This is a genomic window from Burkholderia sp. BC1, from assembly GCF_052683555.1.
In genome coordinates this window covers 6,408-31,384 of sequence record NZ_JBQYLP010000056.1, presented here as the reverse complement: position 1 = coordinate 31,384, position 24,977 = coordinate 6,408, and the positions used below count along the sequence as shown (strand labels likewise).

Below are 24,977 nucleotides of genomic sequence, written 5' to 3'. Positions count from 1 at the left end.
AACCAAGATTGCCGCTTTTCGTGCGTACCAACCGCAGGCTTCGGGCGCTGCCATTCTGCTCGGCCGCGCTGCGTTGATCCTTTCGAGCATGTCATTGAGCCGGTTCAGTCTCGAATCCGTTATTCGACCGCACTACATTGGAGACTCGTTAACCGCTGCTGCGGATGTCCTGCGAGGAGGCGCTGTCGAGCCATGAAACAAGTCCACCAGATCGGCGACCGGATCACCGACCGAGCCGCACCGCCCGACGAAGACGCCGTTCGTCAGTGGCTCGGACCGAAGGCGTTCAAGCATTGGCGTGAACTGCAGAGCTGGATCGACGCATCGTACCCCGGTGTTTTCGAGCCCGACTGGATCTACGGCGGCAAGAAACGCGGCTGGTCGCTGCGGTACAAGAAAACGAGAGCGCTATGTACGCTGCTGCCGGGATACCGGCATTTGTCCGTGCTCGTGGTCCTGGGAAAAGCCGAGCGAGAGAAGTTCGACGAGCGACGCTATTCGTGGAGCCCGCAACTGGTCAAGCGCTACGACGAAGCACGCGCGTATCCCGACGGAAAATGGTTGACCGTCGAAATCGCGTCCGCCGACGATCGACGCGAGTTGACTGAGCTGGTCGGCATGAAGCGCAGCCCAGTCGATCGGCCGTCGAAGGGCGCCGTCGCGGTGCGCGCTCGGCGCATTTGAACCTCGGCGCAAACAGGGGCATTCGGGATGGTCGCATTCGTTCTACGCGGCTATAGCTGCTGGCGGAAATGCATGCCGAACGCCAACAGGCCCTGGCGGAAATAGAAGCGTTGCGCGAGCGCATTGCCGAGACCGGTATCGAGCACGAAATTCGCGCACCGTTGCCTTCGTGCTTCGTCGCGCAACGCGTCGATCAGCATCGCACCGAGTCCGTGCTGACGGACGCCGGCGCTCGTCACCAGATCGTCGACGTAGAGAAATCGTCCGTACAGCAGGTTCTCCTGCACGCGATAACCGGCGAGTGCCGCTACCTGTCCGTCTTGCCACACGGCAAGCAGCCGATACCCGTGTGCGGCCTGCCGACGCACCTGCGCGGCAAACGCGGCGGCATCCGTCAGGTGAGGGCGCAGTTCGCGCATCACGCTGAAAGCGGCCTCGTAGTCCTGCTCGCTGTCGAGATGATTCAGTCGGAAAGGCGTCATCGGTGTTCCTCGTCGTCCGGCGATCAATTTACAAAACCGATGATCTGCCCGACAGGGACAAGACCGGACCGATTGAATGGGACATGATCGATGGACTGGCCACATGTCGAATCGCCTCGGGAAGACGATGCGCCGATCTACCTGCAGCTCTATCGCCGCTACCGCGACGCGATAACGGACGGCAAGCTGCGCCCGGGCGACCGGGTGCCGTCCGTGCGCAGCCTCGCGAGCGAACTGAACCTTGCGCGCGGTACGGTGGAGGCGGCCTACCAGATGCTGTCGAGCGAAGGATATTTCGTGACGCACGGTGCGGCAGGTACGCGAGTCGCGCCGGCTCTCGCGAATCCGGCCCGGACGGTCGCCCGCCACGCGGCGATACGCGTCGTTCGCGAATCGCTGCAGGCGCCGACCGTCGCGAGCAATGTGCGGCCATTCCAGCTCGGCGTGCCCGCGCTCGACGCGTTCCCGCGGAAGACGTGGGCGCGTATCGCGGGACGCAACCTGCGCACGCTCGACGCGGCCGCGATGACGTCGCCCGATCCGGCCGGCTACGTGCCGCTGCGGCGCGCCATCGCGGCATATCTGCAGATCTCGCGCGGCGTCGCATGCGCGTACGAGCAGGTATTCGTGACGGCCGGTTATCGCGGTGCACTCGAACTCGTGCGCCGCGCCCTACTGCATGCCGGCGATCTCGGGTGGTACGAGGACCCGGGATACGCGCTCGGCCGGCACTATCTGGAACTCGCGGACCTGCGACTCGCACCGGCACCGGTGGACGACGAAGGGATCGACGTCGCGGCAGCGCTGCAGCGCGCGCCGCAGGCGCGCTTCGCGGTGGTCACGCCGGGCCGCCAAAGCCCGACCGGTGTCGCGCTGTCGCCGACACGCAGACTGGAACTGCTGGAATGGGCGACGCGCCGGCGCGCATGGATCGTGGAGGACGATTACGACAGCGAGTTTCACTACCACGGCCGCCCTTTGCCGGCGCTGCAGAATCTCGATCGCGATGGACGCGTGCTTTACACCGGCACGTTCAGCAAGGTGCTGTTGCCCGGACTGCGGCTCGCCTATCTGGTCGTTCCGGAGGCGCTGGTCGGCCGCTTCGCGCACGTGGCCGGCCGTCTTCCGGGCCCCGGCTCGATCCTGCCGCAGGCCACCGTCGCCGCTTTCATGGAGCAAGGGCACTTCGCTCGCCACTTGCGCAAGATGCGCGCGCTGTATGCGGAGCGGCGGGCGTTTCTGGTCGATGCGCTCGCCCGGACGCTCGGCGAACATCTGCACATCCGGCCGCAGGCAGGCGGCGTACACGTACTCGCATATCTGAGCGACCGGCACGACGACAAGCGCGTCGCGGCGGCCGCCGCAGCCGACGGGCTTGGCGTGCAGGCATTGAGCGACTGGCGGATGCGCGCGTCGGCGCAAGGCGGACTGCTGATGGGGTTTGCGAACTTCGCAACGGCGGAAGACGCGCGCGCCGCCGTACGGCGCTTGTCGGCGCATTTTGCCGAAGGAAAAGGCTGACGCGCGTGTGCACTGCGGGCGTGGTCGACCGCGCAGCCGGCTGGCAAAGGGCTTGAGGAAGTCACACATCGCTGGCTGTCAGGCGGGCGCGGGCGTTCTGCACCTGCGGCACAAGAAAGCCGCGCCGGCGCGGCAGAGCGCGGCGATACGAACACGAACGCCAGCGCCGCGATCGCGGCGCGACGAAATCGCTCGGTGTCCCTTTAAATCGCCTGCTTACAAGATGTGACCGGTCTCGCGGCGACTCGACTACTCGTTTTCCTCGAAGTAATGCCCGAACTTCACCTGCTTGGTCCGGATATACCGCTCATTTTCTTCGCGCACCGGCACCGCGAGCGCGACGCGTTCGCAAACGGGAATGCCGTGCTTCACGAGCGTGTCGAATTTCTTCGGGTTGTTGCTCATCAGACGCACCGACGTCACGCCGAGCATACGGAGAATCGCGGCGGCCGAATCGTATTCGCGCGCATCGTCCGGCAGCCCGAGGTCGAGGTTCGCCTCGACGGTGTCGCGCCCCTGCTCCTGCAGCGCATATGCGCGGATCTTGTTGCTAAGGCCGATGCCGCGCCCTTCGTGGCCGCGCAGATACAGCAGCACGCCGCGCCCTTCGGCCGCGACGTAGCGCAATGCCAGATCGAGCTGTTCGCCGCAATCGCAACGATACGAGCCGAACACGTCGCCGGTCAGGCATTCGGAATGCAGCCGCGTCAGCACGGACTGCTCGCCGGTCACGTCGCCCATCACCAGCGCGAGATGTTCGGCATCGCTGCCCGATACGCGAAACGCGTAAGACGTGAACGTACCGTAACGCGTAGGCAGCGACGCGGTGGCAACGAGCGTCACGCACTCGTCGGCGTGGCCATTGCCCGGCGCGGGCGATTGGGGACGCGAAGACATCATGGATTCAATCGAAACGAACAGGAATGTAGGAATTTTCTGGATAGTGCGTGACGGGAGTTTACCGCTAATCTGCAAACGTCACGCGACTGCCGGTGCCGCCCCGGCTATACTGGGTTTCATCGGGTGACGCGCATCACGCCCTGCCTTCCCTGGATCGTCCCGCATACGGAGAAAGCGAATGAGCACGACTGTGGCGCAAATTCTCAAGGCCAAGCCGGATTCCGGTCGCACCATCTACACCGTCAAGAAAACCGATCTCGTGTACGACGCCATCAAGCTGATGTCGGACAAAGGCATCGGCGCGCTGCTCGTGATGGACGGCGACGACATCGCGGGCATCGTCACCGAGCGCGATTACGCGCGCAAGGTCGTGCTGCAGGATCGCTCGTCGAAAGCCACGCGCGTCGAGGAAATCATGACGACGAAGGTGCGCTACGTCGAACCGTCGCAGACGAGCGACGAGTGCATGGCGCTGATGACCGAGCACCGGATGCGCCACCTGCCCGTTCTCGACGACGGCAAGCTGATCGGCCTCGTGTCGATCGGCGATCTGGTGAAGAGCGTGATCGCCGATCAGCAGTTCACGATCAGCCAGCTCGAGCACTATATCCACGGCACGCCGGCCGTCACATCAACCTGATCTGCCCCGCTCCAACAAAAAGGCCCAGACGCGCGAGCGCCTGGGCGGAAAGCCGCCGGGATGCGGCGACGGAGGTTCTGCTCCTGCGGACGGACGATGCGTGCCGTCGGCGGCGCGTCGTCGATTGACCGGTGCGCGCGGGCAGAGCCGGGGCGTGTGTTTTAGTGACCGAAGTAGACCGAGTTCACAGGATTCGGCGCTTCACGCGTGATCGGGCGGCCCGACTGTGCTGCGCCCGTCGCGGCGGCACCGTAGCCGCTCGTATCAGCATGGGCGAGCATCGGCTGGTTCGGCTGAACGCGCTGTTCGGCCGCGAGGATGTCGTTCGGGTATTGCGAATCGCTCGCCTGCGGCTTGTAGCCGTTTTGTTCCAATTGCACGAGTTCGGCGCGGACCTGTTCGCGGGTCAGCCCTTGCTGGGATTGCGCAAACGACGCGATCGGGGTGGCGATAACGGTAGCAGCAATCGCTGCGTAGATGATCGACTTCATGATGGACCTCCGAAATGTGTTCTGTTTTGCTTCGCCTCGGGCGGGATTGTCTGAAGCGAATGACTGTAGTCTAGTCGGCGCCCCTCCAAGGGAAAACCCTTAGTTCGCATATACAGTGTTGCGATTTTGGAAAGTATTCACGTCCTTTGACGAAGCCGAGCTGCGACATTTACATTACTGACAGAACAATCGCTGACAAAGTGCCGACGAATCGATCGCGTCGCCGCAAGCTTGTGTTGTAGAATCGAAAGGTTTTCATCGCCAGCCGATACGTCCGCTCACCATGTACGCGCCCACGCCCCTGAAGCTTTCGCCGTCCGGCCCGGCCGGCGTGCGTGCGCGCGTCGGCCGTCTGGCGCAGCCCCTCGCTCGACGCACGGCCCAAGCGCCGCTCGCCGTCGCCCGGCGCCTGGTCTGACGCCCGCTCTCCCCCGGAGCCGGTCAGACAGGCTCCGGGCGATCCCCTGAAGGCACGTCCCGCCTGCCCTGCCGATCATTTGGAGAACCGTCATGAAGCAACGCCTTTACCAGCTCACCGAACTCGATGTCGCGCGTCTCGAAAAGTACGCCGAACACAATCCGCGCTTTCAGGCGATGCTCGACACGCTGCTCGAACGCGCCGACATCGTCCGATCGGACGCGATCAAGGCCAACGTCGTCACGATGAATTCGCAGATCACGCTGCTCGACGAGGCGACTCAGGAGCCGGCCACCTGGACCATCGTGTATCCGGATGCCGCGAACCTCGAACTCGGCCGTCTGAACGTGTTCTCGCCGGTCGGGATGGCGCTATTGGGCACGCAACGCGGCCAGTCAGTGAAGGTGATGCAGCCGAGCGGCACGGAAAAGCTGATGAAGGTCGCGGAGATCGTGTTCCAGCCGGAAGCGAACGGCGAATACACGCGCTGACGCCGCGCGGTGACGCGACGGCGGCGCGCCGCGGGCCGAAAATGAAAAAGCGAGGCATGAGCCTCGCTTTTTTTGTGCGTGCGCCAAGATGGAGCCGCAGCGCAGACCAGTTCTGCCCGGCACACGCGAAAAAAAGGCGCCCGAAGGCGCCTTTTTCGAAGCTGGTTACCCAGCCGTCACGCTTAGAAGCGGTGACGCAGACCAACCGTTGCTGCGGTTTGGTTGATCGACGAGCTCGGCAGCGTGTCGATGTTGCCGTTGTAGATCGACGCGTTCGCGCCGCTAGCACGCTGGTACACAGCCTGTGCGTACACGTCGGTACGCTTCGACAGTGCGTAGTCAGCCTGCAGGCCAACTTGGTGCCAGTGAGCGCTGTCCTGACCCAGACGCGCGTTCGAGTACGTGTAAGCAACGCCCAGACCCAGAGCCGGCGTCAGGTTGTACTTGCCGTTGACTTCGTAGTTGTCGATGCGAACCGACGTACCGGTCGCGCCCGTGTTGTCCAGACGAGCTTGCGTCCATGCTGCGCCGACTTGTGCCGGGCCGAATGCGTAGCCAGCAGCTGCGCCGTACGTACGGACGCGGCCTTGCGTTGCCAGCGTGTCAACTGCGCCGCCGGTCGTTTGGCCCGGGTTGTTCAGTTGCGAGTACGCACCTGCGATCTTCAGGCCTTGGAACTGGTACGACACGCCGCCGCTGTAAGCACGGTTGTTGCCGAAGTTCGTGTTGTTCGAGAACGAGTACGTGCCGCCGAATTGCAGGCCAGCGTAGTTAGCGCTCGTGAACTTGATGCTGTTGTTCGGCGAGTAGCCACCGTTCGTGCTCAGGTTGTCGAAGTTGCCGACGTGCGCGAAGTACGTACCACCCCAGCTGCCCGTTGCGGTCAGCGGAGCCAGGTAGTCTTGAACGGAGTCATACTGCTTGCCCAGCGTGACGGTGCCGTACTGGCTCGACAGACCGACGAAAGCCTGACGGTTGAACATGCCGCCGTTGTTACGGAAACGGCCGTTGCCGATGTCGAAGCCGCTCTCCAACGTGAAGATCGCCTTCAGGCCACCACCGAGGTCTTCCGAACCACGCAGGCCGAAGCGGCTCTGGTCAATGCCCGAGCCCATCGACCACAGCGACTTGCCAGCCTGGCCCGGGGCCGGCTGAACGTTGCTTTGGTACGTGATGCCTGCGTCCAGCACGCCGTACAGCGTGACGCTGCTTTGCGCGTGAGCGACGGTTGCGAACGATGCTGCAGCTGCTGCAACGATCAGAGTCTTGTTCATTCGTGGAGCTCCCTTCTAAAAAGAGGCAGGTCTCGCGACCTTGTTTCATAAACGGTCTCAACCGCCCGGGAACGCCATCGGTCCTGCTGGCTGCGCCCGGATAGTTGCCCGTTTGGGAACCGTGAGTTTAGGGGTGTACCCTAGGGGAGCGATCCGCAAATAAAGAAATAAGCTTTTCCAGAACTAGAAATAATGAAAGTGGGGTCTAGTTATAAGTATTTGTTTTGCCGTGGTTTTTTGACTTCTTGACGAAAGCATTTTGGTCGCTTCTATCGCACCATTCTTTCATGTCACCGTCTTGACGGTTGCATAGAAACAACAGGCGAATCCGAGCCGGCAACGCCAAATCGGTACTTTTTACCCGATTCCGTCTCAAATTCTGGGTACCGAGGCCTAAAACCCGCGGTTCCGCTTGGTAAACAGGGGGCGCATCGCACGAACGGGCCGCCCATGCCCGGCCAGCGCGCCGACGTTGCGCGGGTGACACACCGTTACACCGCTGACAGCCGTCGTAACGCGCCCGCGCGACCGGCACGCTAATGTAATGCGGCATCCGACTTTCGAACAGGACATCCCATGAATCGACGCTCGTTGTTGCGCGCGATCGGCTTGACCGCTGCGTTCGTCGGCTCGGGCGGTTGGCTACGCGCCGCCTGGGCCCGTCCGGGGCCGCCCGATCGGCCGCCCCATTCGAACCGTCCCGATCGCGCGCCGCCCCCGCCGCGTCACGATCGTCGGCCTCGACCGCCGCGCCCGCACGGTTATATCTGGACGGACGGCTACTGGCGCTGGCAGCACGGCCGCTATATATGGGTGCCGGGGCGCTGGGTCGCGCGACGCCCGGGCCGCCGCTGGGTGCCCGGCTACTGGCGTCGCCAGGGACACGCGTGGATCTACGTCGACGGCTACTGGCGGTAGCCGCGAGCAAGCGGCGCGCGCGACCGCAAGCCGGTCGCGCTTGGCCTGGATGGTGGTGTCGCACACGGGCCCAGGGATACGCGCCTCCCCCGTGACGCCCTGACGCCCTGACGCCGCCGCGGCGGCCGAATCGGCCGCCGCGATCCTCAGGCCACGCGCAGGGACAGCAGTTGCTCGGTCGTCAGCACGTCGGCGAACGTATCGGACAGCGCAGCGAGCGTCGCGCGATGGAGGTCGCGGTGCGCGACGGTACCGCCGTCGGCCATGTCGAGGTCGCGCGTCGCGCACGCATCGTCGACGACGATCGCCGAATAGCCGAGCGGCACTGCATCGCGCGTCGCACCGGCGACGCACGCGTGCGTCATCAGTCCGGTGACGATCAGCGTATCGATGCCCGCCGCCTTCAGCCGCGCGTCGATGTCGGTCGTCGGAAACACGCTGACCGACGTCTTCTTCACGACCGCGTGATGCGGCGCCGGCTGCAGGTCGGCATGGAAGCGGAAGCCGTCGCTGCCGTCCGCGAAGAGCGGGCCGTCGGCCGGACCGACGTGCTGCACGTGAAAGACCGGCATCCCGGCCCGATCGGCGAACGCGATCACGCGCTGCGCGTTCGCGAGCGCGCGCGAACCTTCGGGAATCGGCAGGCGTCCGCTGAAATATTCGTTCTGGAAGTCGATCACCAGCAGCGCGGTGCGGGCAGCGTCGATCGACGTCGGCGCCGTTGCGCCGGCAAGGGTACGGATGGTCGGATGTTGCATGGTCGTTCTCTCGGTTGGCACATCGTACGGAGCGGCGGTCCGGCGCTGCCGGCGCCGCCAGGCGCGGCCGGCGAGCCGTTCACACCGGGAACAAGCTCGCGTCGACCGCGAGGCGCCAGTGTCGGTCCGCACGGCCCGACGCGACAGTGGCCCGCGGGACAAGCTCCGATAGGATCGGGCCAAGCCGTGCGGCACGCGCCGGCGTACGACAGCGCGACCGCTCTCGCACCGCCCTACTTGCGCCCGTACGCACCGACCATCAGGAAGCCGGGTACCAAGCCGGCGCCGCCAATCGGCAACAGGCCGGTTTCGCCGAATGCCGGCAGCAGGTTCATGCGCGCCCCTCACGACCGACGCGACGGCCGTCACCGAGCCGGCGATGCCGAGCACCTGCCTTGCCGGTCCTCGCTGACGGCATCCGGGAACGCGCTGTATACACAGGCGGATGCGGCCGTCGAGATGAAGCTCGGCCGCAATTTCGACAAGGTGCGCCGCATGCTCGACGAACGCGGGCCCGCGCGTCGCGCGCTATATGAAGCGCGCCACGATCGTCGTATGGGCAACCATGTCGATATCCGACGACCGCCGCGCGAGCGCACGCAGCACGGGCTCGTACGGAAACACCCGACGATCGCTGAATATCGCGGACCTCATCGACAGTGCACGAGCCCGAAGCCCATCGCCGCCATCCCGATGGCGAGCAGACAGATGTCGAGCAATGCGCAGTCGAGCCGGGACATGACAGTCGTCCGCACGGCGTCCGAATGATCGTCAGCGTAACGATAGGCCGGCCGCCCAGCAGGCTACGCCTGCGATGCTGGAGCCATCGAACGGTCCGATAGCCGATAGTCGCCCTGCGGCCCGCACCGATGCCATGAACGCGCAGCCAGGCGCCAAGCCGCTTTACTCCGCGCTCGTCACCGGCTCGCCGCGAAACTGTCGGCGCGCAAGCACGCATGGCGCACCGTCGCGCATGAACACGCTCGCGGCCAGCCCGAACGACGCCGCGAACAGCACGTACCAGGCAGGTGCGACGGGCGAGCCGCTCGCGCGCGTCAGCCACGTGACGATGAACGGCGCGAAGCCGCCGAAGATCATCACCGCGATGTTGTACGCGAGCGCGATGCCGGTCGACCGCATGCGCGTCGCGAACTGCTCGGCGAGCGCCGTCGGCGCGGGGCCGTAGGTTACGCCGATGATCGTGCAGATCACCAGCTGCATCACGAGCAGCCGGCCGATGCTCGGCGCGGCGGCCAGCCACGAGAAGAGCGGATAGGTGACCGTCAACAGCGCCAGCATGCCGGCGAGCAGCACCGGCCGGCGACCGATGCGATCGGACACCATCGCCGCCACCGGGATCGTCAGCGTCAGCAGCGCGACCGCCGCCATCTGCGCCTGGAACACCTGGTCGAGCGGCAGCCCGAAGGTCCGGTTCACGAACGTCGGCATATTGACGAGCATCACGTAGAACACGGCCGTGCCCGTGATCGTCTGCCCCATCGAGACCAGCACGCCGCGCAGGTTGTCGCGCAGCACGCGTGCGACGCTGGCGGGCGGCTCGGCCCGCGACTTGCTGGCTTCGACGAACGCGTCGGTCTCTTCCATGTGGCGACGGATCCACAGGCCGACCGGCCCGATCAGCAGCCCGAGCGCGAACGGCACGCGCCAGCCCCAGCTGTCGAGCGCACCGGCCGATAGCGACTGCGTCGCCCACGCGCCGATCGCCGCGCCCGAAAACACCGCAAGACACTGGCCGATCAGTTGCCACGATCCGTACAGGCCGCGCCGGTGCGCGGGCGCGCTTTCGACGAGGAACGACGTCGCGCTCGCGTATTCGCCGCCGGTCGCGAAGCCCTGCAGCAGCCGCGCGATCACGATCAGCATCGGCGCGGCAGGGCCGATCGCCGCATACGTCGGCGCGAACGTGATCATCGCGATCGACAGCGTCATCAGCAGGATGATCAGCTGCATCGCCGCCTTGCGGCCCTTGCGGTCCGCATAGAGCCCGAGCAGGATGCCGCCCACCGGACGCATGAAGAAGCCGACGCCGAACGTCGCGAGCGACATCAGCAGCGATGCGTACTGACTGTCGGCCGGAAAGAACAGTCTCGCGATGATGCCGGAGAAGAACCCGTAAACGATGAAGTCGTACCACTCGAGGGTATTGCCGATGACAGCGGCAACCACTTGCCGATGCCGCGTGCTCCGACCTGAATCAGCGCGCATGCGTGTCTCCTGCAGTCTCATGAGGCCGCGCCGCGCGATGCGTCGCGCCATGCCGCCGGCACGGCGCATGCGGCCTGCCCGTTGGTGTGCGCCGGCCCGCGCGGCGCGACAAGCGCCGGCATCCAGCCGCCCTCTGCCGGTATAGGTCCGACGTGAACCGATGATAGGCACGCAGCAAATGCGCATCAATTAAGCCGAATGGCGAAGCATTAGCCGCAGATTAAATGTCGGCACCGGCAGCGAACGAAGTAGCCGCGATCGCGTTCACGCGGCCGCTGTCCCGATGTCCCGCTCTCGCGCGATCGGCCCGTTTGTGTGCCGTTCACCCGGTTTTTCGCGCATTGTGACGACCGCGGTTCTCGGGCAGAATTTTCGATCGACCTGCTTCCGCCGTCCGACCATGCGCAATCGCATCAACGAAGAGATCACCTTCCGCAAGCTCGAGGTGCTGCTCGCGTTCATGGAAGCCGGCAGTCTCGCGAAAGCGGCCGAAGCGCTGGGTGTCAGCACGGTCAGCGTGCACCGTGCGCTGCATACGCTCGAAGAAGGCATGCATTGCGCGCTGTTCCGTCACGAAGGTCGTAACCTGCTCCCGACCGAAGCCGCGCAGGTGCTGGCCGAAGTCGCCGACGAAGTGATCAAGACGATGACCGAGGGGATTCGCGCGACGCGCGAGGCGGCCGGCTACGGTGCAGGCCAGTTGAAGATCGGCTCGCTCTATTCGCTGACGATCCGCACCGTGCCCGAAGTCGTGATCGCGCTGAAGGAGCGCCGTCCGCAGCTGCAGGCCGAGCTTGTGCTCGGCTCGAACGCGGACCTGCTCGACAAGCTCAGGCAAGGCGCAATCGACGCGACGCTGATGGCACTGCCCGAGCCCGACGCGGAAATCGAATCGATCGCCCTGTTCGAGGACGAGATGTTCTTTGCCGCGCCGGTCGATTCGCCGTATGCGCGCTGCGATGCGATCGATCTCGGCGCTTGCCGCGACGAGCCGTTCGTATCGCTCGGCGACGGCTTCGCGACGCATCGAGGCTTCACGGAAGCGTTCCGCGCCGCGAGCATTACGCCGAACATCGCGATGCGGGTGGGCGACATCTTCTCGCTGATCAACCTCGTGTCGGGCGGCGTCGGCTATTCGCTGCTGCCAGGCCGCGTGCGCGACCTGTTCGCGCACAAGATCACGCTCGTGCCGATCGCCGGGCACACGATCCGCCAGACGATCGGCCTGAGTTTCCTCCATCGTCGCGAACGCGACCCGAACCTGCTCGCGCTCGCGACGGTCTGCAGGCTGACGGTCAAGGCGTCGAATCGGGGCTGACGCGCGTCGGCGTCACGATCTGCGAACGCGACGTAACGTACCGAAACGCGACGCTCAGTACCCCTTCGGCTGAATCGACGGCGCGCCGCCGCTGCGCGCTGACGCCGTGCCGCCGCGCACGAAGCGGCGCCCTTGCGGACCGTACACGCCGTCCGGCTCCGGATACAGCGTCAGCAGCACGATATACAGCGCCGCGCCGACCACGAACGACACCGGCACGCTCAGGTCGAGCCCGCCGGCCAGATGACCGAGCGGCCCCACGAACTGGCCCGGCAGGTTCACGCACGCGAGGCCGACGAACGCGGCCGGCAGCCACGCGCCCATCGCGCGCAGGTTCCACCCGTGCGCGAACCAGTAATGTCCGCCGCGCAAACCGCGGTTGAACACCTGCAGGTCGTCCGCGAGGTAGTAGCCGCGTCGCGTCACGTAGCCGATCACCATGATCGCCATCCACGGACAGCTGAAGGTGCAGATCAGCGTCGAGAACGTCGACACGCTTTCGACGAGATTGAACCAGAAGCGGCCGATGAAGATGAACGCGATCGCGATCGTGCCGATCAGCAGCGTCGCGCGCACGCGCGTCAGCAAGCGCGGGAACATGCTCGACACGTCGAGCCCGGTGCCGTACAGCGCCGTCGTGCCGGTCGACATCCCGCCGATGATCGCGATCAGGCACATCGGCAACAGAAACCAGCGCGGCGAGATCGAAAGCAGGCCGCCGACGTAGTCGTTCGATGCGATGAACGCAGGCGCCTTCGATGCGATGATCGTCGCGGTCGCGAGGCCGAAGAAGAACGGCACGAACGTCGCGATCTGCGCGGCAAACACGGCGCCCATCACGCGACGCTTCGGCGTGTGCTGCGGAATGTAGCGCGCCCAGTCGCCGAGCGTCGACGCGAACGACACCGGGTTGCTGAGCGCAACCAGCACCGCACCGACGAACGCGGCCCAGAAACCTGCGCTTCCGTCATGCAGCGAGCCGGCATAGTTCACGTCGAACAGCCCGGCAAACGCGAACAGGCCGGCCACGAACAGCACGCTTGCCGCCCACACCGCGATCTTGTTGACCCACAGCATGAAGCGAAATCCGTAGATGCAGACGATCAGCACGAGCACCGCGAACACCATGTATGCGGCGCCGAGCGTGAAGCCGTTGACCGGCACCCCGACCATGTCATGCGCGCCGCCGACGAGCGCATCGCCGGAACTCCATACGGCGAGCGAGAAAAACGCGATCGACGTGAGCAGCGCGAGAAACGAGCCGACGATCCGGCCGTGGATGCCGAAATGCGCGCCGGACGATACGGGGTCGCTCGTGCCGTTGCGCGGCCCGAACAGGCTCATCGGCGCGAGGATGCAGGTGCCGGCGAGCACGCCGAGCACGATCGCGCAAACGCCGGCCTTGAACGACAGCCCGACGAGCACCGGAAAGCTGCCGAGCACCGACGTGGAAAAGGTATTGCAGCCGCCGAACAGCAGCCGGAACAGATCGATCGGCCGCGCGTAGCGCGACGCGTCGGGGATGCGCTCGAAACCGAACGACTCGACTTGCGTAATCCTGCCTTCAGCCATTTGTCTCCTACTCCTCTGGTGCATCGGTACGGCCCGCTGCTGCGGCCGCACGACGCATCGTCATCGATTCGCGGCCACTCTAAACCAGATCGGGACGCGCAAATATTGCGCATTTGAGACGTTTACGACGAAGGAGAACAATGTTTTCCCGGCTGGCGCGCACGCGGGACGGCGCGCTCGGGATATCGCGCCGGATGGCGGGCGAGCGCTCGCTGCGGCGGCGGGCGCGAACCGGTCGTCCGCAACCCGCGCCCCCCGGTGCGACGATCTGGGCCACTTGGCCACCTGGCCATCCAGCGACCGCGACCACCGCACCCGCCGCAACGACGGCTAAGGCTGCGCGTCCGCCCGCTGCGCCGGTTCGCGCGCCCCGCCCGAAGGCGGCCATCCGCCGGCGAGCGCCTTGTACAGCGCGACCGTCGACGCGGCGCTGCGCATCCGGCCGTCGGCCGCCGCATCCTGCGCCTGCAGCAGCGTACGCTGTGCATCGAGCACTTCGTAGTAGTCGATCGCACCGGCCGAAAACCGCGTCTGCGCGAGCTGCGCGGCGCGCGCGCTGTCGGCGGCCGCGCGCGTCAGATGCGCGGTCTCGTCGCGCGTGCGGGCAACGCGCAGCAGCGCGTTCTCGGTTTCTTCGAGCGCGCCGAGCACGGTCTGCCGGTATTGCGCGAGCTGTCCCGCCGCTTCGGCGTCGCTTGCGGCGATGCGCGCGCGTACGCGGCCGACGTCCAGAAACGACCAGTCGATGCCGAGTGCGATCAGGTTCGTGTCGCTGCCCGAGCGGAAAAATCCGTAGCTGCTCGTCGCGCTGCCGAGCAGGCCCGACAGCGTGAAGCGCGGAAACAGATCGGCCGTCGCGACGCCGATCCGCGCGGTCGCCGCATGCAGCCGCGCCTCGGCCGCCGCGACGTCGGGACGCCGGCGCAGCAGATCACCGGGCGTGCCGGGATCGATGTCGGCGGCAAGCGTCGGCAACGGCGCGCCGGCCGGCACGTTGAATCGACCGACCAGTGCATCGGGCCGCTGTCCGGTCAGCACCGCGAGCCGATGCTCGTCGACGCCGATCGCCGCTTCATAGACGGCGATCCGCGAGGTCGTCGCCTCGTACTGCGCGCGTGCGCGCGCCGCATCGAGCTCGGAGCCGCGGCCCGCGGCGACGCGCGCATTGATCAGTGCGAGCGTCTGCTGCTGGTTCGCGGCGTTGTCGCGCGCGATCCGCAGCCGTTCCTGCGAGCCGCGCAAGTCGACGTACGTGGCCGCGACCTCGGCCGCGATCGCGACCCGCACGGCGCGCACGTCGGCCGCGCTCGCGGCCGTTTCGGCGCGCTGCGATTCGATCGAACGGCGCACGCGGCCGAACAGATCGAGCTCCCAACCGGCGTTGATGCCGACGCTCGAAATCGGCGTGTCGCGCTCGCTGCGCGGCGCGCCGAACGCCTGATCCTTGCTCGTCAGCTGATGGCCGATCCGGCCGCTCGCAGTGACCGTCGGATAGCGATCGAAGCGCGCCTGCGACAGCAGCGCGTTCGATGCGTCGTAGCGCGACACCGCCAGCGCCAGATCCTGGTTCGCGGCGAGCGCGGCCTCGATCAGCGCGCTCAGCGCCGGATCGCCGAAGCCGCGCCAGAATGCGGCGTCGGCATCGGCCGACGCATCGGGCGGCGAGCCGTCCTGCGTCGCCGGATGCGCGTCGCGCGCGAAGCGTGCGGCCGTGACCGTATCGGGCCGCACAAAGTCCGGGCCGACGGCACACGCCGACAGCATCGCGGCCATCGCGAGCGCTGAAAATCGGAATGCGGCGCTCATCGGTTCTCTCCTTCCAGCGTGCCGTGCTGTTCGTGCCACACGGTCGGCGTGCCGCCCGCGAGCTTGCGGATCGTCACGTAGAACACCGGCGTCAGGAACAGCCCGAACAGCGTGACGCCGAGCATCCCCGCGAACACGGTCACGCCGGTGGCCGCGCGCACCTCGCTGCCGGCACCGCTGCCGATCAGCAGCGGCACCGACCCGGCGATGAACGCAACCGAGGTCATCACGATCGGGCGCAGACGCAGCCGGCACGCTTCGAGCGCCGCGTCGATCGTGCGCTTGCCCTGGATCTCGAGTTCGCGCGCGAATTCGACGATCAGGATCGCGTTCTTGCACGCAAGTCCCATCAGCACGACGAGACCGACCTGCACGAACACGTTGTTGTCGCCGCCGGACAGCCACACGCCGAACAGCGCCGCGCACATACAGACGGGCACGATCAGGATCACCGCGAGCGGCAGCGTCCAGCTCTCGTACAGCGACGCGAGCACGAGGAACACGAGCATCACCGCGAGCGGAAACACGACGATCGCCGCATTGCTCTGCGTGACCTGCTGATAGCTGAGGTCGGTCCATTCGAGCGTGATGCCCGGCGGCAGCACGTCCTTCGCGATCTGTTCGAGCTTCGCGATGGCCTGCGACGACGACATCGTCTTCGGATCGGTGTCGCCGATCAGATCGGCGGCGGGATAGCCGTTGTAGCGTACGACCGGGTCCGGCCCGTACGCGGGCACGACCGTCACCATCGAGCCGATCGGCACCATCTCGCCCTTCGCGTTGCGCGTGCGCAGGTTCGCGATGTCGGCGGCCGTCTGCCGGTGGCCGGCATCGGCCTGCGCCATCACGCGATACACGCGGCCGAACGCGTTGAAGTCGTTCACGTACATCGAGCCGAGATAGACCTGCAGCGTGCTGAACAGATCGGTCAACGCGACGCCCTGCGCCTTCGCCTTCAGCCGGTCGACCTTCACTTCGAGTTGCGGAATGTTCGCCTGGTACGAGCTGACCGGATAGGTCATCCCCGGCGTTTTCGCGACCGCGGCCTGGAACGCGACGAGCGCGTTCTGCAATGCGCCGTAGCCGAGCCCCGCGCGATCTTCCAGATACAACGCATAGCCGGAACCGTTGCCGAGCCCCTGAATCGGCGGCGGCATCAGCGCATACGTGATGCCGCCGCCGATCGTCGCGAACCGCGCGTTCAACTCCGCATTGATCTGCGCGGCGCTGCGGCGGCGCTGATCGAACGGCTTCAGGATCACGTACGCATTCGTGATGTTCGGCGTGTTGACACCCTGCAGCGCGTTGAGCCCGGCAAACGCCGGCACCATCTCGACGCCGTCGGTCTGCAACGCGAGCTTCGTCATCTGCTCGGTGATCGCGCTCGTGCGCGCGAGCGATGCGCCCTCCGGCAGCTTCGCGCCCGCGAACAGGTACAGCTTGTCCTGCACGGGGATAAAGCCGCCCGGCACCGCGTGCAGCAACAGCGCAGTCGCCGCAAGCAGCGCCGCGTAGACGGCGAACACCGCGCCGCGCCGCTTCAGCGTGCGTGCGACGACGCCGTGATAGCGATCGGAACTGCGCTCGAAGAAGCGGTTGAACGGACGAAACAGCCAGCCGAAACCGCGGTCGAGCGCGCGCGTCAATGCATCCTTCGGTGCGCCGTGCGGATGCAGCAGCTTCGCCGCGAGCGCCGGCGACAGCGTCAGCGAGTTGATCGCCGATATCACGGTCGAAATCGCGATCGTCACGGCGAACTGCTTGTAGAACTGGCCGGTCACGCCGGACAGGAACGCCATCGGCACGAATACCGCGCACAGCACGAGCGCGATCGCGACGATCGGCCCCGAGACCTCGCGCATCGCCTGATGCGCGGCGTCGCGCGGGCTCAACCCCTGCGCGATGTTGCGCTCGACGTTCTCGACGACGACGATCGCATCGTCGACGACGATCCCGATCGCAAGCACGAGCCCGAACAGCGTCAGCGTGTTGATCGAATAGCCGAGCAGATAGAGCCACGCGAACGTGCCGACCACCGACACCGGCACCGCGACGAGCGGAATGATCGACGCGCGCCAGGTCTGCAGAAACAGGATCACGACGAACACGACGAGCACGACCGCCTCGATCAGCGTGTGCTGTACCGCCCGGATCGATTCGCGCACGAACACGGTCGGGTCCCACACGGGCCGGTATGCGACGCCGGGCGGGAAGCGCTTCGACAGCTCGTCGAGCTTCGCATACACGGCCTTTGCGACGTCGAGCGCGTTCGCGCCCGGCGACAGGAAGATGCCGACCACCGCCGAATGCTTGTCGTTGAAATACGAGCGCAGCGTGTAGTCGCCGGCGCCGAGCTCGATGCGCGCGACGTCGGACAGCTTCACGACCTGCCCGTCGTCGCCGGTGCGCAGCACGATGTCGCCGAACTCCTGCTCGGTGCGCAGACGGCCGCGCACGTTGATCGACACGAGGAAATCGTGCGCCTTCGGCGATGGCTCCGCACCGAGCTGGCCGGCCGACACCTGCACGTTCTGCTCGCGCACGGCCGCGATCACGTCGCTCGCGGTCAGCCCGCGCGACGCGAGGCGGTTCGGATCGAGCCAGAGTCGCATCGCATAGTCGCCGGAGCCGTACACGCCGACGTCGCCGATACCCGTGAGCCGCGACAGCTCGTCCTTCACGTGCAACGTCAGATAGTTGCGCAGATACAGCGAATCGCGGCTGTTGTCCGGCGAATAGAGGCTCACGTACATCAGCGGTGTCGGGGATTGCTTCTGCGTGGTCACGCCGTATTGCCGCACCTCGTCGGGCAGACGCGACAGCGCCTGGCTCACGCGGTTCTGCACGCGCACGGCCGCCGTGTCGGGATCGACGCCCGGCAGGAACGTGACGACGACCTGCAGGCTGCCGTCCGACCCGGCAACCGACTTCATGTACATGATCCCTTCGACGCCGTTGATCGCTTCCTCGAGCGGCTCGGCCACCGATTCGGCGATCTCCTTCGGGTTCGCGCCCGGATAGGTCGCGCGCACGACGACGCTCGGCGGCACGACTTCCGGATACTCGCCGGCCGGCAGCATCGGGATCGCGATCAGACCGAGCGCGAAGATCACGATCGACAGCACGACCGCGAAGATCGGCCGGTCGATGAAGAAACGGGAGAAATCCATCGCATGCCTCCCGTTATTGCGCGGCCGGCGCGCCGGCATCGGCGACGGCCTGCGCGGCGCCGCCCGGTTGCACATCGGCGCGCGCCGGTTGCGGCTTCGGCTTGACCTGCGCGCCCGGATAGTAGATGCGCTGCACGCCGTCGACGACGACGCGATCGCCCGCATTCAGCCCCTTCTCGACGATCCGCTGGCCGTCGAGATCGCGGCCGATCGTCACGTCGCGGCGCAGCGCCTTGTCGCCGGGGCCGATCACGTAGACGTACTTGCGGTCCTGATCGGTCAGCACGGCCTTGTCGTCGACGAGTAGTGCGCTCCGCTCGCGCCCGCTGACGAGTTGCACGCGTGCGTACAGCCCCGGCGTGAAGGTGTGGTCCGCATTCGGCAGCCGCACGCGCGCGCGGATCGTGCCGGTTTGCGGGTCGAGCCGGTTGTCGAGGAAGTCGACGGTGCCCGCGTGCGGGAAGCCCGTTTCGTTCGCGAGGCCGACGCGCACGGGATCGGCGCCGATCGCACGATGCGCCGGATCCGCGCGCTGCGCGTTGTAGCGCAGATAGCTCTGTTCGTCGCAGTCGAAGTACACGTAGACGGGATCCTGCGATACGACGGTCGTGAGCAGCGTGTCGTCCGCACGCGCGAGATTGCCGGCTGTCGCGAGCGCACGGCCGACGCGGCCCGCGATCGGCGCGCGCACTTCGGTGAAGCCGAGGTTCAGCTTCGCGTCGGCGACGGCCGCATCGGCCGCCTGCAAATCGGCGCGCGCCTGCTCGGCCGCCGTACGCGCATTGTCGAGTTCTTCCTGCGACGTCGCATGCGCGTCGATCAGCGTCTGCACGCGCTGCAGCTGCACGCGCGCGAGGTGCTCGGCGGCACGCGCGCGCTGCTGCTGCGCGATCGCGCGATCGAGCGCGATCCGGTAAGGGCGCGGATCGATCTCGAACAGCACCGCGCCCTGCGCGACGAGATCGCCTTCCTTGTATCGGATCCGTTGCAGATAGCCGCTCACGCGCGGCCGCAATTCGACCGCATCGACGGCTTCGACGCGGCCGTTGAATTCATCGGCGATCCTTACGGTACGGGGAACGACGGTCGCAACCCCGACCTCGGGCAACGGCGCGCTCGGCGCACCGCCCTGGCCGTCGTGACAGCCGGACAGCGCCAGCAGCAGGACACAGGCCGCGCCCAACGGCGAGGTCCTGCGGAAAGAGAGGGAGAGCATGTTGCCTCGCGACGGGTTAAACTGCCGCGTAGCTTAAAAGTTCAAGTTAACTTCAAGTCAAGCTTTCCCGGAGGGCATCATGGGTATCCAGGAAGTTCCGCAATGGCCGCTGATGTCGATCCGCGAAGTCGCCGCGCGCAGCGGCGTGCCGGCTTCGACGCTGCGCTTCTATGAAGCGCGCGGACTCATCAAGTCGCACCGGAACGGGTCGAGCCACCGTCACTATTCGCGCGCCGTGCTGCGGCTGATCGCGTTCATCGTGTTCGCGCAGAAGATCGGCTATACGCTCGACGAAATCGCCGAGCAGCTCGTGAGCCTGCCGGAAGATACCGCGCCGACGAACAAGGACTGGCAGCGGCTGTCGCGCGGCTGGAAGCAGCGCGTCGCCAGCCGCATCGAGGAATTGCAGCGGCTTTACATCAATCTCGACGAATGCATCGGCTGCGGCTGCCTGTCGCTGAAGCGCTGCAAGCTGACCAATCCCGAGGACCGCGCGGGCCGCAACGGGCCCGGCGCGCGGCGCTGGCTCGGCGATCCGCCGCCGGCCGTTCCGGAATGAAGTGCGTGATGCGGATCACGGCCGGCGCCGGCCGGCATGTCACCCGACCCGCCAGCCGCCGTTCACCGCAATCGTCGCGCCCGTGACGAACGCCGCGCGCGGGCTCGCGAGCCAGGCGACCGCGTCCGCGATATCGGCAGGTTGCCCGGCACGGCCGACCGGCGTCTGCTCACGGATAGTCGCCGCGATGTCCGACGCGACGCCGCCATCGCCGAAAAAGCGCGTATCCGCGATATAGCCCGGCGCGACGGTATTCACCGTGACGCCGCGCGGCCCCAGTTCGCGCGCAAGCGCGACGGTGAATCCTTCGACGCCTGCCTTGGCCGCCGCGTACGCGAGGCCGCCCGGCAGCAGGCTGCCCGCACGCGCGGCGATCGAGCCGACGTTGACGATGCGCGCATCGTGTGTGGCCAGATGCGGCAGCACGGCCAGCGTCGTGACGAACGCGCTCTTCAGGTTTGCTTCGATTACCGCATCCCATGCCGCCTCGGCATCGTCGAGCGGCGTATCGGCGCTGACTCGCCGCGTCAGGCCCGCGTTGTTGACCAGCACGTCGATGCGCGGCCAGCGCGCGACGATCGCGGCGACGGCCGCTTCCGCATCGCGCCGCACGCTGAGGTCCGCCGCATGCCCGAGTGCCGCGTCGCCGAGTTGCGCGACCGACGCTGCCAGCCGCTGCGCATCGCGCGCCACGATCGCGACGCGATAACCGTCGTCGCTCAAGCGCCGCGCGATCGCGAAACCGATCCCGCTCGACCCACCCGTCACCAGCGCCGTGCGCTGCGGTTCAATACCTGTCATGACCTGCCCTCCCGAATGTCGACAATGAATGACACCGGAAGTCTGGTCGACGCCGCGCGATAGATAAAATACGAATTCGATGATCAACTGATACATGGAAGGTATCGCATGATCGATCTGCGCCAGTTCCGGCAATTCATCGCCGTCGCCGAGACGCTCAGCTTCCGGCGCGCCGCCGAGCGCCTGCACATGGCGCAGCCGCCGCTCAGCGCGGCGATCCGCAAACTCGAGGACGAACTCGGCGTCATGCTCCTCGCCCGCGACAACCGCGGCACGGCGCTCACACCGGCCGGCGACGCGTTCCTGCTCGAAGCGCGGCGCGCGCTGGAGCAGGCCGAGCGCGCGATGATCGCAGCCCGCCGTGCCGGTGCGGGCCTCGGCGGCACGCTGCGGTTGCGGTTCGTCGACAGCACCGTCAATGCCCTGCTGCCGCCGATCCTGCGCGCGTTCCAGGAGCGGCATCCGCACGTCGATTTCCAGCTCGAGGAAGGCACGACCGCCGAGCAGGTGCTGGCGCTGCGTCAGGATCGCACCGATGTCGGGCTCGTCGTGCTGCCGGTGCCGGATGCCGGCGACGTTCACATCGAGCCACTCTTGCGCGACCGCATGGTTGCCGCGCTGCCCGATGGACACCGGCTGGCGCGCCGCCGGCGCATCGCGCTCGCGGAGCTGGCGGACGAACCGTGGGTGCTGTTTGCCGCGCATCACGGCCCCGGCATGCATGCGCGGATCGTCACCGCGTGCGCGCAGGCCGGCTTCACGCCGCGCGTCGTGCAGCAGCCGCGTCAGATGCAGACGACGGCCGGGCTCGTCGCCGGCGGTATCGGTGTTGCGCTGATGCCGCGCCTGTTCGTGCCGGTGCAGCCGCCCGGCATGACGTTTTGCGAACTGAAGGGCGCCGGCTGCCCGCTTGCGTACGAACTGGCGCTCGCCTATCGCACGCCGTCGCCGCTCGTCGATGCGTTGCGCGACACGGCGCGTCACGCGGTGCGCGAACTGGGACTCAACGCGGCAACGTGAGCGCGCGCGTGGCGCGCGTCACGCTCAATCGCCGAGCAGATTCAGCGCGACTTCGAGCACGGTCCGTTTGAACTCGGCCTGTCGCGTCGGCAGCGACGTGTACTCGAGCATCATGTGGCTGTACGAAACGGTCATGCCGATCGCGCTTGCGACCATGAAGAACAGCACGTTCGGATCGGTCCGGCGGATCGCGCCGGCCTGCATCGCCTCGTCGAGCAACGGCACCATCGCGTCGTGATACGGGCGCACCAGCCGCTCCTGCAGCCGGTCGAGCCGCGCGCCCTCTTCGGTCGCCGCCGTTGAAAAGAACATGCCCATGTCGGGCTCATCGAACTCGTGATCGACGCAGAGCTCGATCGCGCGCCGCACGCGCTCGCGATGCGGCAGCGACGACGTGCGCAGTGCGCGCAGCGCATCGAACATCGGTTCGGCCAGTTCGACGATCTGTTCGACGACGGCCAGCCAAAGCGTTTCCTTCGAGCCGAAATGATGGGCGATCAGCGCCGCGTCGACACCGAGTTCGCGTGCGACTTCGCGCACGCTCGTCGCGTCGTAGCCGCGCTTCGCGAAGGTGCGGCGCGCGCTGCGCAAGATCACGTCCGGCCCGACGGTCTCGCCCGCCGACGGCCGCCCGCGCGTGCGCCGCTTCGACGGCGCGCGCTCAGTAACTCCAACCACGTGTTGCTGCTCCTGTCGTGTGGTTCGATCGCCGGTGTTCAGCCCCGTTTCATGCGATCAAAAAAACGGGGGCCCGCTTGACTCCGTTGACACCCGGAGCCCGAAAGCGCTAGGATCATACCTTATTCATCACGTGATGATTTATTCATGACAACCCCTACTCGCATCGTGATCGTCGGCGGCGGGATCGCCGGATTGCAGCTCGCCACGCGTCTGGGCGAACGGCTCGGCAAGTCCGGGCGCGCGCAGGTCACGGTCGTCGACCGCAGCCCGACCCACGTGTGGAAGCCGATGCTGCACACGATCGCGGCCGGCACGCGTGACGTGCAGCAACAGCAGGTGATCTTCGTCGCGCACGCGTGCGAGCACGGTTACACGTATCAGCCCGGCGAGCTTCAAGGGCTCGACCGCACACGCCGGCGCGTGCGGCTCGGCGAGATCCGTTCGCAGGACGGCGCAGTGGTGCTCGAGGCGCGCGAACTCGAATACGACGTGCTGATCCTCGCGCTCGGCAGCCAGGCCAACGACTTCGGCGTACCGGGCGTGCGCGAGCACTGCTATTTCATCGACAGCCAGCGTCAGGCCGAGGCCTTCAACGAAGCGTTGCGGATGCGCGTGTTTCGCAGCGTGGCGCGCGACGAAGCGCTGCGCGTCGCGATCGTCGGCGCGGGCGCGACCGGCGTCGAACTCGCGGCGGAACTGAGCCGGCTGCTCGAAGTCGCGCAGGCGTACGGCGATGCAACGGTGCGCGAGCGGCTGCAGCTCACGCTGCTCGAAAGCGGCCCGCGCATCCTCGCCGCGTTTCCGCCGAAGATTTCCGCGTCGGCGCAGCAACAGCTCGAACGGATCGGCTTCCGGGTGCTGACATCCACGCGCGTGACGTCGGCCGCTTCGAACGGCTTCCACTACGGCGACGATTCGTTTGCCGAAGCGGATCTGATGGTGTGGGCGGCCGGCGTGAAAGCGCCCGAGTTCATGCAGGCGCTCGGCGGCCTCGACACGAATCGCGCGAACCAGATCGTCGTCGGCCCGACGCTGCAGGCAACGACGGACGAGCGCATCTTCGCGATCGGCGATTGCGCAAGCCTGCTGCCCAACGGCCAGGAGCGGCCGCTGCCGCCAACCGCGCAGGTCGCGACGCAGCAGGCCGAACATCTGGCAAAGCACCTGCCGGCATGGCTCGACGGCAAGCCGATGCCGGCTTTCGCGTTCCACGACTTCGGTGCGCTCGTATCGCTGAGCGACTACGACGCGTTCGGCACGCTCGGGCAGTTCGGCTTCTTTCGCGGCGGCTTCATTCGCGGCCGGTTCGCGCAGCTCAGTCATCTGATGCTGTACCGGCGACACCAGCAGGCGCTGCACGGGTTCCGCAAGGCCACGATGCTGTGGATCGCCGAACGCATCAACGGCTGCGTGCAGCCGCGTATCCGCCTGTCCTGATGCCGTGCGCCTGGCATCGCGTAGTGTTTCGAGGAAAACAGACATGGACAACAGTGCAACATCCTGGATCAGAACCGTCGCCGAGATCGGCAGCTTCGACATGCCGCCCGCGTCCTGGCAGGCGCCGCGGCGCCGCACGGTGACGCGCGACCGGCTGCCGCCATGGGATCCGGCGAGCCGGCCGACGATCAGCGTACTCGAGCGGCCGACGCCGGACACCGCGATGATTTCGTGGCGAGATGCGTGTACCGGGCATTACGGGTATCAGAAGTGGCGGTTGTTTACGACGCGGCGACGGGGCGTCTGTGCGCTGTCGGGGCAGCCGATCGAGATCGGCGATAGCGTTTATGCACCGCAACTGCTTGGATCGACGCCGGGGAATGCCGCTGCGATGGTGCTGGCGACGTGCCTCGATGCGGCTCGCACCGCCGAAGCGGCGTAAATGGCCTGAAGCCTTGAAGGTCTGATGGCCTGATTGCCCGCGCTCGGGCGGCCATGATGCGATGGGTGCGACGGGCCTGTTCGCCGCAGCGCGCCTCGGCTTCGGCTTCGGCTTCGGCTTCGGCTTCGGCTTCGGCTTCGGCTTCGGCTTCG

At 66.6% G+C, this 24,977-nt stretch carries 22 protein-coding genes and 1 pseudogene; 11 read left to right on the top strand and 12 right to left on the bottom strand.

Annotation, left to right across the window (positions count from 1 at the left end; translation table 11 throughout):
- The first annotated feature begins 192 nt into the window (after window positions 1-192).
- Window positions 193-684: a DUF3788 domain-containing protein gene (locus tag ACSHSS_RS22870; RefSeq protein WP_012216774.1), complete on the top strand. Its 492-nt coding sequence runs from the start codon at window positions 193-195 to the stop codon at window positions 682-684.
- A gap of 50 nt (window positions 685-734) precedes the next feature.
- On the opposite strand, the gene ACSHSS_RS22865 is transcribed toward ACSHSS_RS22870, so the two are convergent.
- A complete protein-coding gene (locus tag ACSHSS_RS22865) occupies window positions 735-1,166 on the bottom strand; it encodes a GNAT family N-acetyltransferase (RefSeq protein ID WP_012216773.1) in 432 nt (143 codons plus the stop codon).
- A 90-nt stretch (window positions 1,167-1,256) separates the two neighbouring features.
- Here ACSHSS_RS22865 and pdxR point away from each other — a divergent pair, with 90 nt between their 5' ends.
- Complete coding sequence (gene pdxR / locus ACSHSS_RS22860) at window positions 1,257-2,687, top strand: MocR-like pyridoxine biosynthesis transcription factor PdxR (RefSeq protein WP_217113120.1); 1,431 nt, start codon at window positions 1,257-1,259, stop codon at window positions 2,685-2,687.
- Between the two features lie 249 nt (window positions 2,688-2,936).
- Here the strand turns inward: pdxR and ribA are convergent, their stop codons facing one another.
- Window positions 2,937-3,587 carry a GTP cyclohydrolase II gene (gene ribA, locus ACSHSS_RS22855; protein ID WP_012216771.1) on the bottom strand — a complete coding sequence of 217 codons (651 nt, stop codon included), beginning with the start codon at window positions 3,585-3,587 and terminating at the stop codon, window positions 2,937-2,939.
- Window positions 3,588-3,765: 178 nt separating this feature from the next.
- Between ribA and ACSHSS_RS22850 the strand changes: the two genes are divergently transcribed.
- On the top strand, window positions 3,766-4,227 hold the full coding sequence (locus tag ACSHSS_RS22850; RefSeq protein ID WP_006412774.1) for a CBS domain-containing protein: 462 nt from the start codon (window positions 3,766-3,768) through the stop codon (window positions 4,225-4,227).
- Window positions 4,228-4,388: 161 nt separating this feature from the next.
- Here the strand turns inward: ACSHSS_RS22850 and ACSHSS_RS22845 are convergent, their stop codons facing one another.
- Window positions 4,389-4,718, bottom strand: coding sequence for a DUF4148 domain-containing protein (locus ACSHSS_RS22845; protein WP_123789501.1), 330 nt, complete (start codon window positions 4,716-4,718; stop codon window positions 4,389-4,391).
- A gap of 510 nt (window positions 4,719-5,228) precedes the next feature.
- Between ACSHSS_RS22845 and ACSHSS_RS22840 the strand changes: the two genes are divergently transcribed.
- Window positions 5,229-5,627 carry a GreA/GreB family elongation factor gene (locus ACSHSS_RS22840; RefSeq protein ID WP_006396740.1) on the top strand — a complete coding sequence of 133 codons (399 nt, stop codon included), beginning with the start codon at window positions 5,229-5,231 and terminating at the stop codon, window positions 5,625-5,627.
- A gap of 182 nt (window positions 5,628-5,809) precedes the next feature.
- Here ACSHSS_RS22840 and ACSHSS_RS22835 read toward each other — a convergent pair whose 3' ends face one another.
- Window positions 5,810-6,901 (bottom strand): porin, encoded by a 1,092-nt coding sequence (locus tag ACSHSS_RS22835; protein ID WP_006396739.1) that lies wholly within the window; start codon window positions 6,899-6,901, stop codon window positions 5,810-5,812.
- A gap of 576 nt (window positions 6,902-7,477) precedes the next feature.
- On the opposite strand from ACSHSS_RS22835, the gene ACSHSS_RS22830 reads away from it, so the two are divergent.
- Complete coding sequence (locus ACSHSS_RS22830; RefSeq protein ID WP_006412760.1) at window positions 7,478-7,819, top strand: YXWGXW repeat-containing protein; 342 nt, start codon at window positions 7,478-7,480, stop codon at window positions 7,817-7,819.
- A gap of 146 nt (window positions 7,820-7,965) precedes the next feature.
- Here the strand turns inward: ACSHSS_RS22830 and ACSHSS_RS22825 are convergent, their stop codons facing one another.
- A complete protein-coding gene (locus tag ACSHSS_RS22825; RefSeq protein ID WP_060146137.1) occupies window positions 7,966-8,577 on the bottom strand; it encodes a cysteine hydrolase family protein in 612 nt (203 codons plus the stop codon).
- A 438-nt stretch (window positions 8,578-9,015) separates the two neighbouring features.
- Between ACSHSS_RS22825 and ACSHSS_RS22820 the strand changes: the two are divergent.
- Window positions 9,016-9,120: pseudogene (locus ACSHSS_RS22820) on the top strand (precorrin-2 C(20)-methyltransferase); the annotation flags it as partial.
- A gap of 360 nt (window positions 9,121-9,480) precedes the next feature.
- Here the strand turns inward: ACSHSS_RS22820 and ACSHSS_RS22815 are convergent.
- Window positions 9,481-10,803, bottom strand: coding sequence for an MFS transporter (locus tag ACSHSS_RS22815; RefSeq protein WP_043280495.1), 1,323 nt, complete (start codon window positions 10,801-10,803; stop codon window positions 9,481-9,483).
- 400 nt (window positions 10,804-11,203) lie between these two features.
- Here ACSHSS_RS22815 and ACSHSS_RS22810 point away from each other — a divergent pair, with 400 nt between their 5' ends.
- The gene (locus ACSHSS_RS22810; RefSeq protein WP_445545575.1) at window positions 11,204-12,121 is read left to right on the top strand and encodes a LysR family transcriptional regulator; all 918 of its coding nucleotides are present in this window, start codon (window positions 11,204-11,206) and stop codon (window positions 12,119-12,121) included.
- A gap of 54 nt (window positions 12,122-12,175) precedes the next feature.
- Here ACSHSS_RS22810 and ACSHSS_RS22805 read toward each other — a convergent pair whose 3' ends face one another.
- The 4 genes from ACSHSS_RS22805 to ACSHSS_RS22790 form a co-directional block, all read right to left on the bottom strand.
- Entirely contained in the window at window positions 12,176-13,693 is a 1,518-nt protein-coding gene (locus ACSHSS_RS22805) for a purine-cytosine permease family protein (RefSeq protein WP_445545574.1), read from the bottom strand.
- 330 nt (window positions 13,694-14,023) lie between these two features.
- Window positions 14,024-15,499 carry an efflux transporter outer membrane subunit gene (locus ACSHSS_RS22800; protein WP_445545573.1) on the bottom strand — a complete coding sequence of 492 codons (1,476 nt, stop codon included), beginning with the start codon at window positions 15,497-15,499 and terminating at the stop codon, window positions 14,024-14,026.
- On the bottom strand, window positions 15,496-18,669 hold the full coding sequence (locus tag ACSHSS_RS22795) for an efflux RND transporter permease subunit (RefSeq protein WP_105844959.1): 3,174 nt from the start codon (window positions 18,667-18,669) through the stop codon (window positions 15,496-15,498). Before ACSHSS_RS22795 ends, ACSHSS_RS22800 begins: the two co-directional genes overlap by 4 nt.
- A 13-nt stretch (window positions 18,670-18,682) precedes the next feature.
- Window positions 18,683-19,885 (bottom strand): efflux RND transporter periplasmic adaptor subunit, encoded by a 1,203-nt coding sequence (locus ACSHSS_RS22790; RefSeq protein WP_445545572.1) that lies wholly within the window; start codon window positions 19,883-19,885, stop codon window positions 18,683-18,685.
- Between the two features lie 79 nt (window positions 19,886-19,964).
- Between ACSHSS_RS22790 and soxR the strand changes: the two genes are divergently transcribed.
- Window positions 19,965-20,444 (top strand): redox-sensitive transcriptional activator SoxR, encoded by a 480-nt coding sequence (gene soxR, locus ACSHSS_RS22785; RefSeq protein ID WP_012216763.1) that lies wholly within the window; start codon window positions 19,965-19,967, stop codon window positions 20,442-20,444.
- Between the two features lie 39 nt (window positions 20,445-20,483).
- Here the strand turns inward: soxR and ACSHSS_RS22780 are convergent, their stop codons facing one another.
- Window positions 20,484-21,245, bottom strand: a complete 762-nt coding sequence (locus ACSHSS_RS22780; RefSeq protein WP_445545571.1) for an SDR family NAD(P)-dependent oxidoreductase — start codon at window positions 21,243-21,245, stop codon at window positions 20,484-20,486.
- A 108-nt stretch (window positions 21,246-21,353) separates the two neighbouring features.
- Here ACSHSS_RS22780 and ACSHSS_RS22775 point away from each other — a divergent pair, with 108 nt between their 5' ends.
- Window positions 21,354-22,265: a LysR family transcriptional regulator gene (locus tag ACSHSS_RS22775; RefSeq protein ID WP_006396724.1), complete on the top strand. Its 912-nt coding sequence runs from the start codon at window positions 21,354-21,356 to the stop codon at window positions 22,263-22,265.
- A gap of 24 nt (window positions 22,266-22,289) precedes the next feature.
- On the opposite strand, the gene ACSHSS_RS22770 is transcribed toward ACSHSS_RS22775, so the two are convergent.
- Window positions 22,290-22,943, bottom strand: coding sequence for a TetR/AcrR family transcriptional regulator (locus ACSHSS_RS22770; protein WP_060151038.1), 654 nt, complete (start codon window positions 22,941-22,943; stop codon window positions 22,290-22,292).
- Window positions 22,944-23,090: 147 nt separating this feature from the next.
- On the opposite strand from ACSHSS_RS22770, the gene ACSHSS_RS22765 reads away from it, so the two are divergent.
- Together ACSHSS_RS22765 and ACSHSS_RS22760 are read left to right on the top strand one after the other, a co-directional pair.
- Entirely contained in the window at window positions 23,091-24,383 is a 1,293-nt protein-coding gene (locus ACSHSS_RS22765) for an NAD(P)/FAD-dependent oxidoreductase (RefSeq protein ID WP_445545570.1), read from the top strand.
- 43 nt (window positions 24,384-24,426) lie between these two features.
- Window positions 24,427-24,825 (top strand): DUF3331 domain-containing protein, encoded by a 399-nt coding sequence (locus ACSHSS_RS22760; RefSeq protein ID WP_006409845.1) that lies wholly within the window; start codon window positions 24,427-24,429, stop codon window positions 24,823-24,825.
- Window positions 24,826-24,977: the final 152 nt, after the last annotated feature.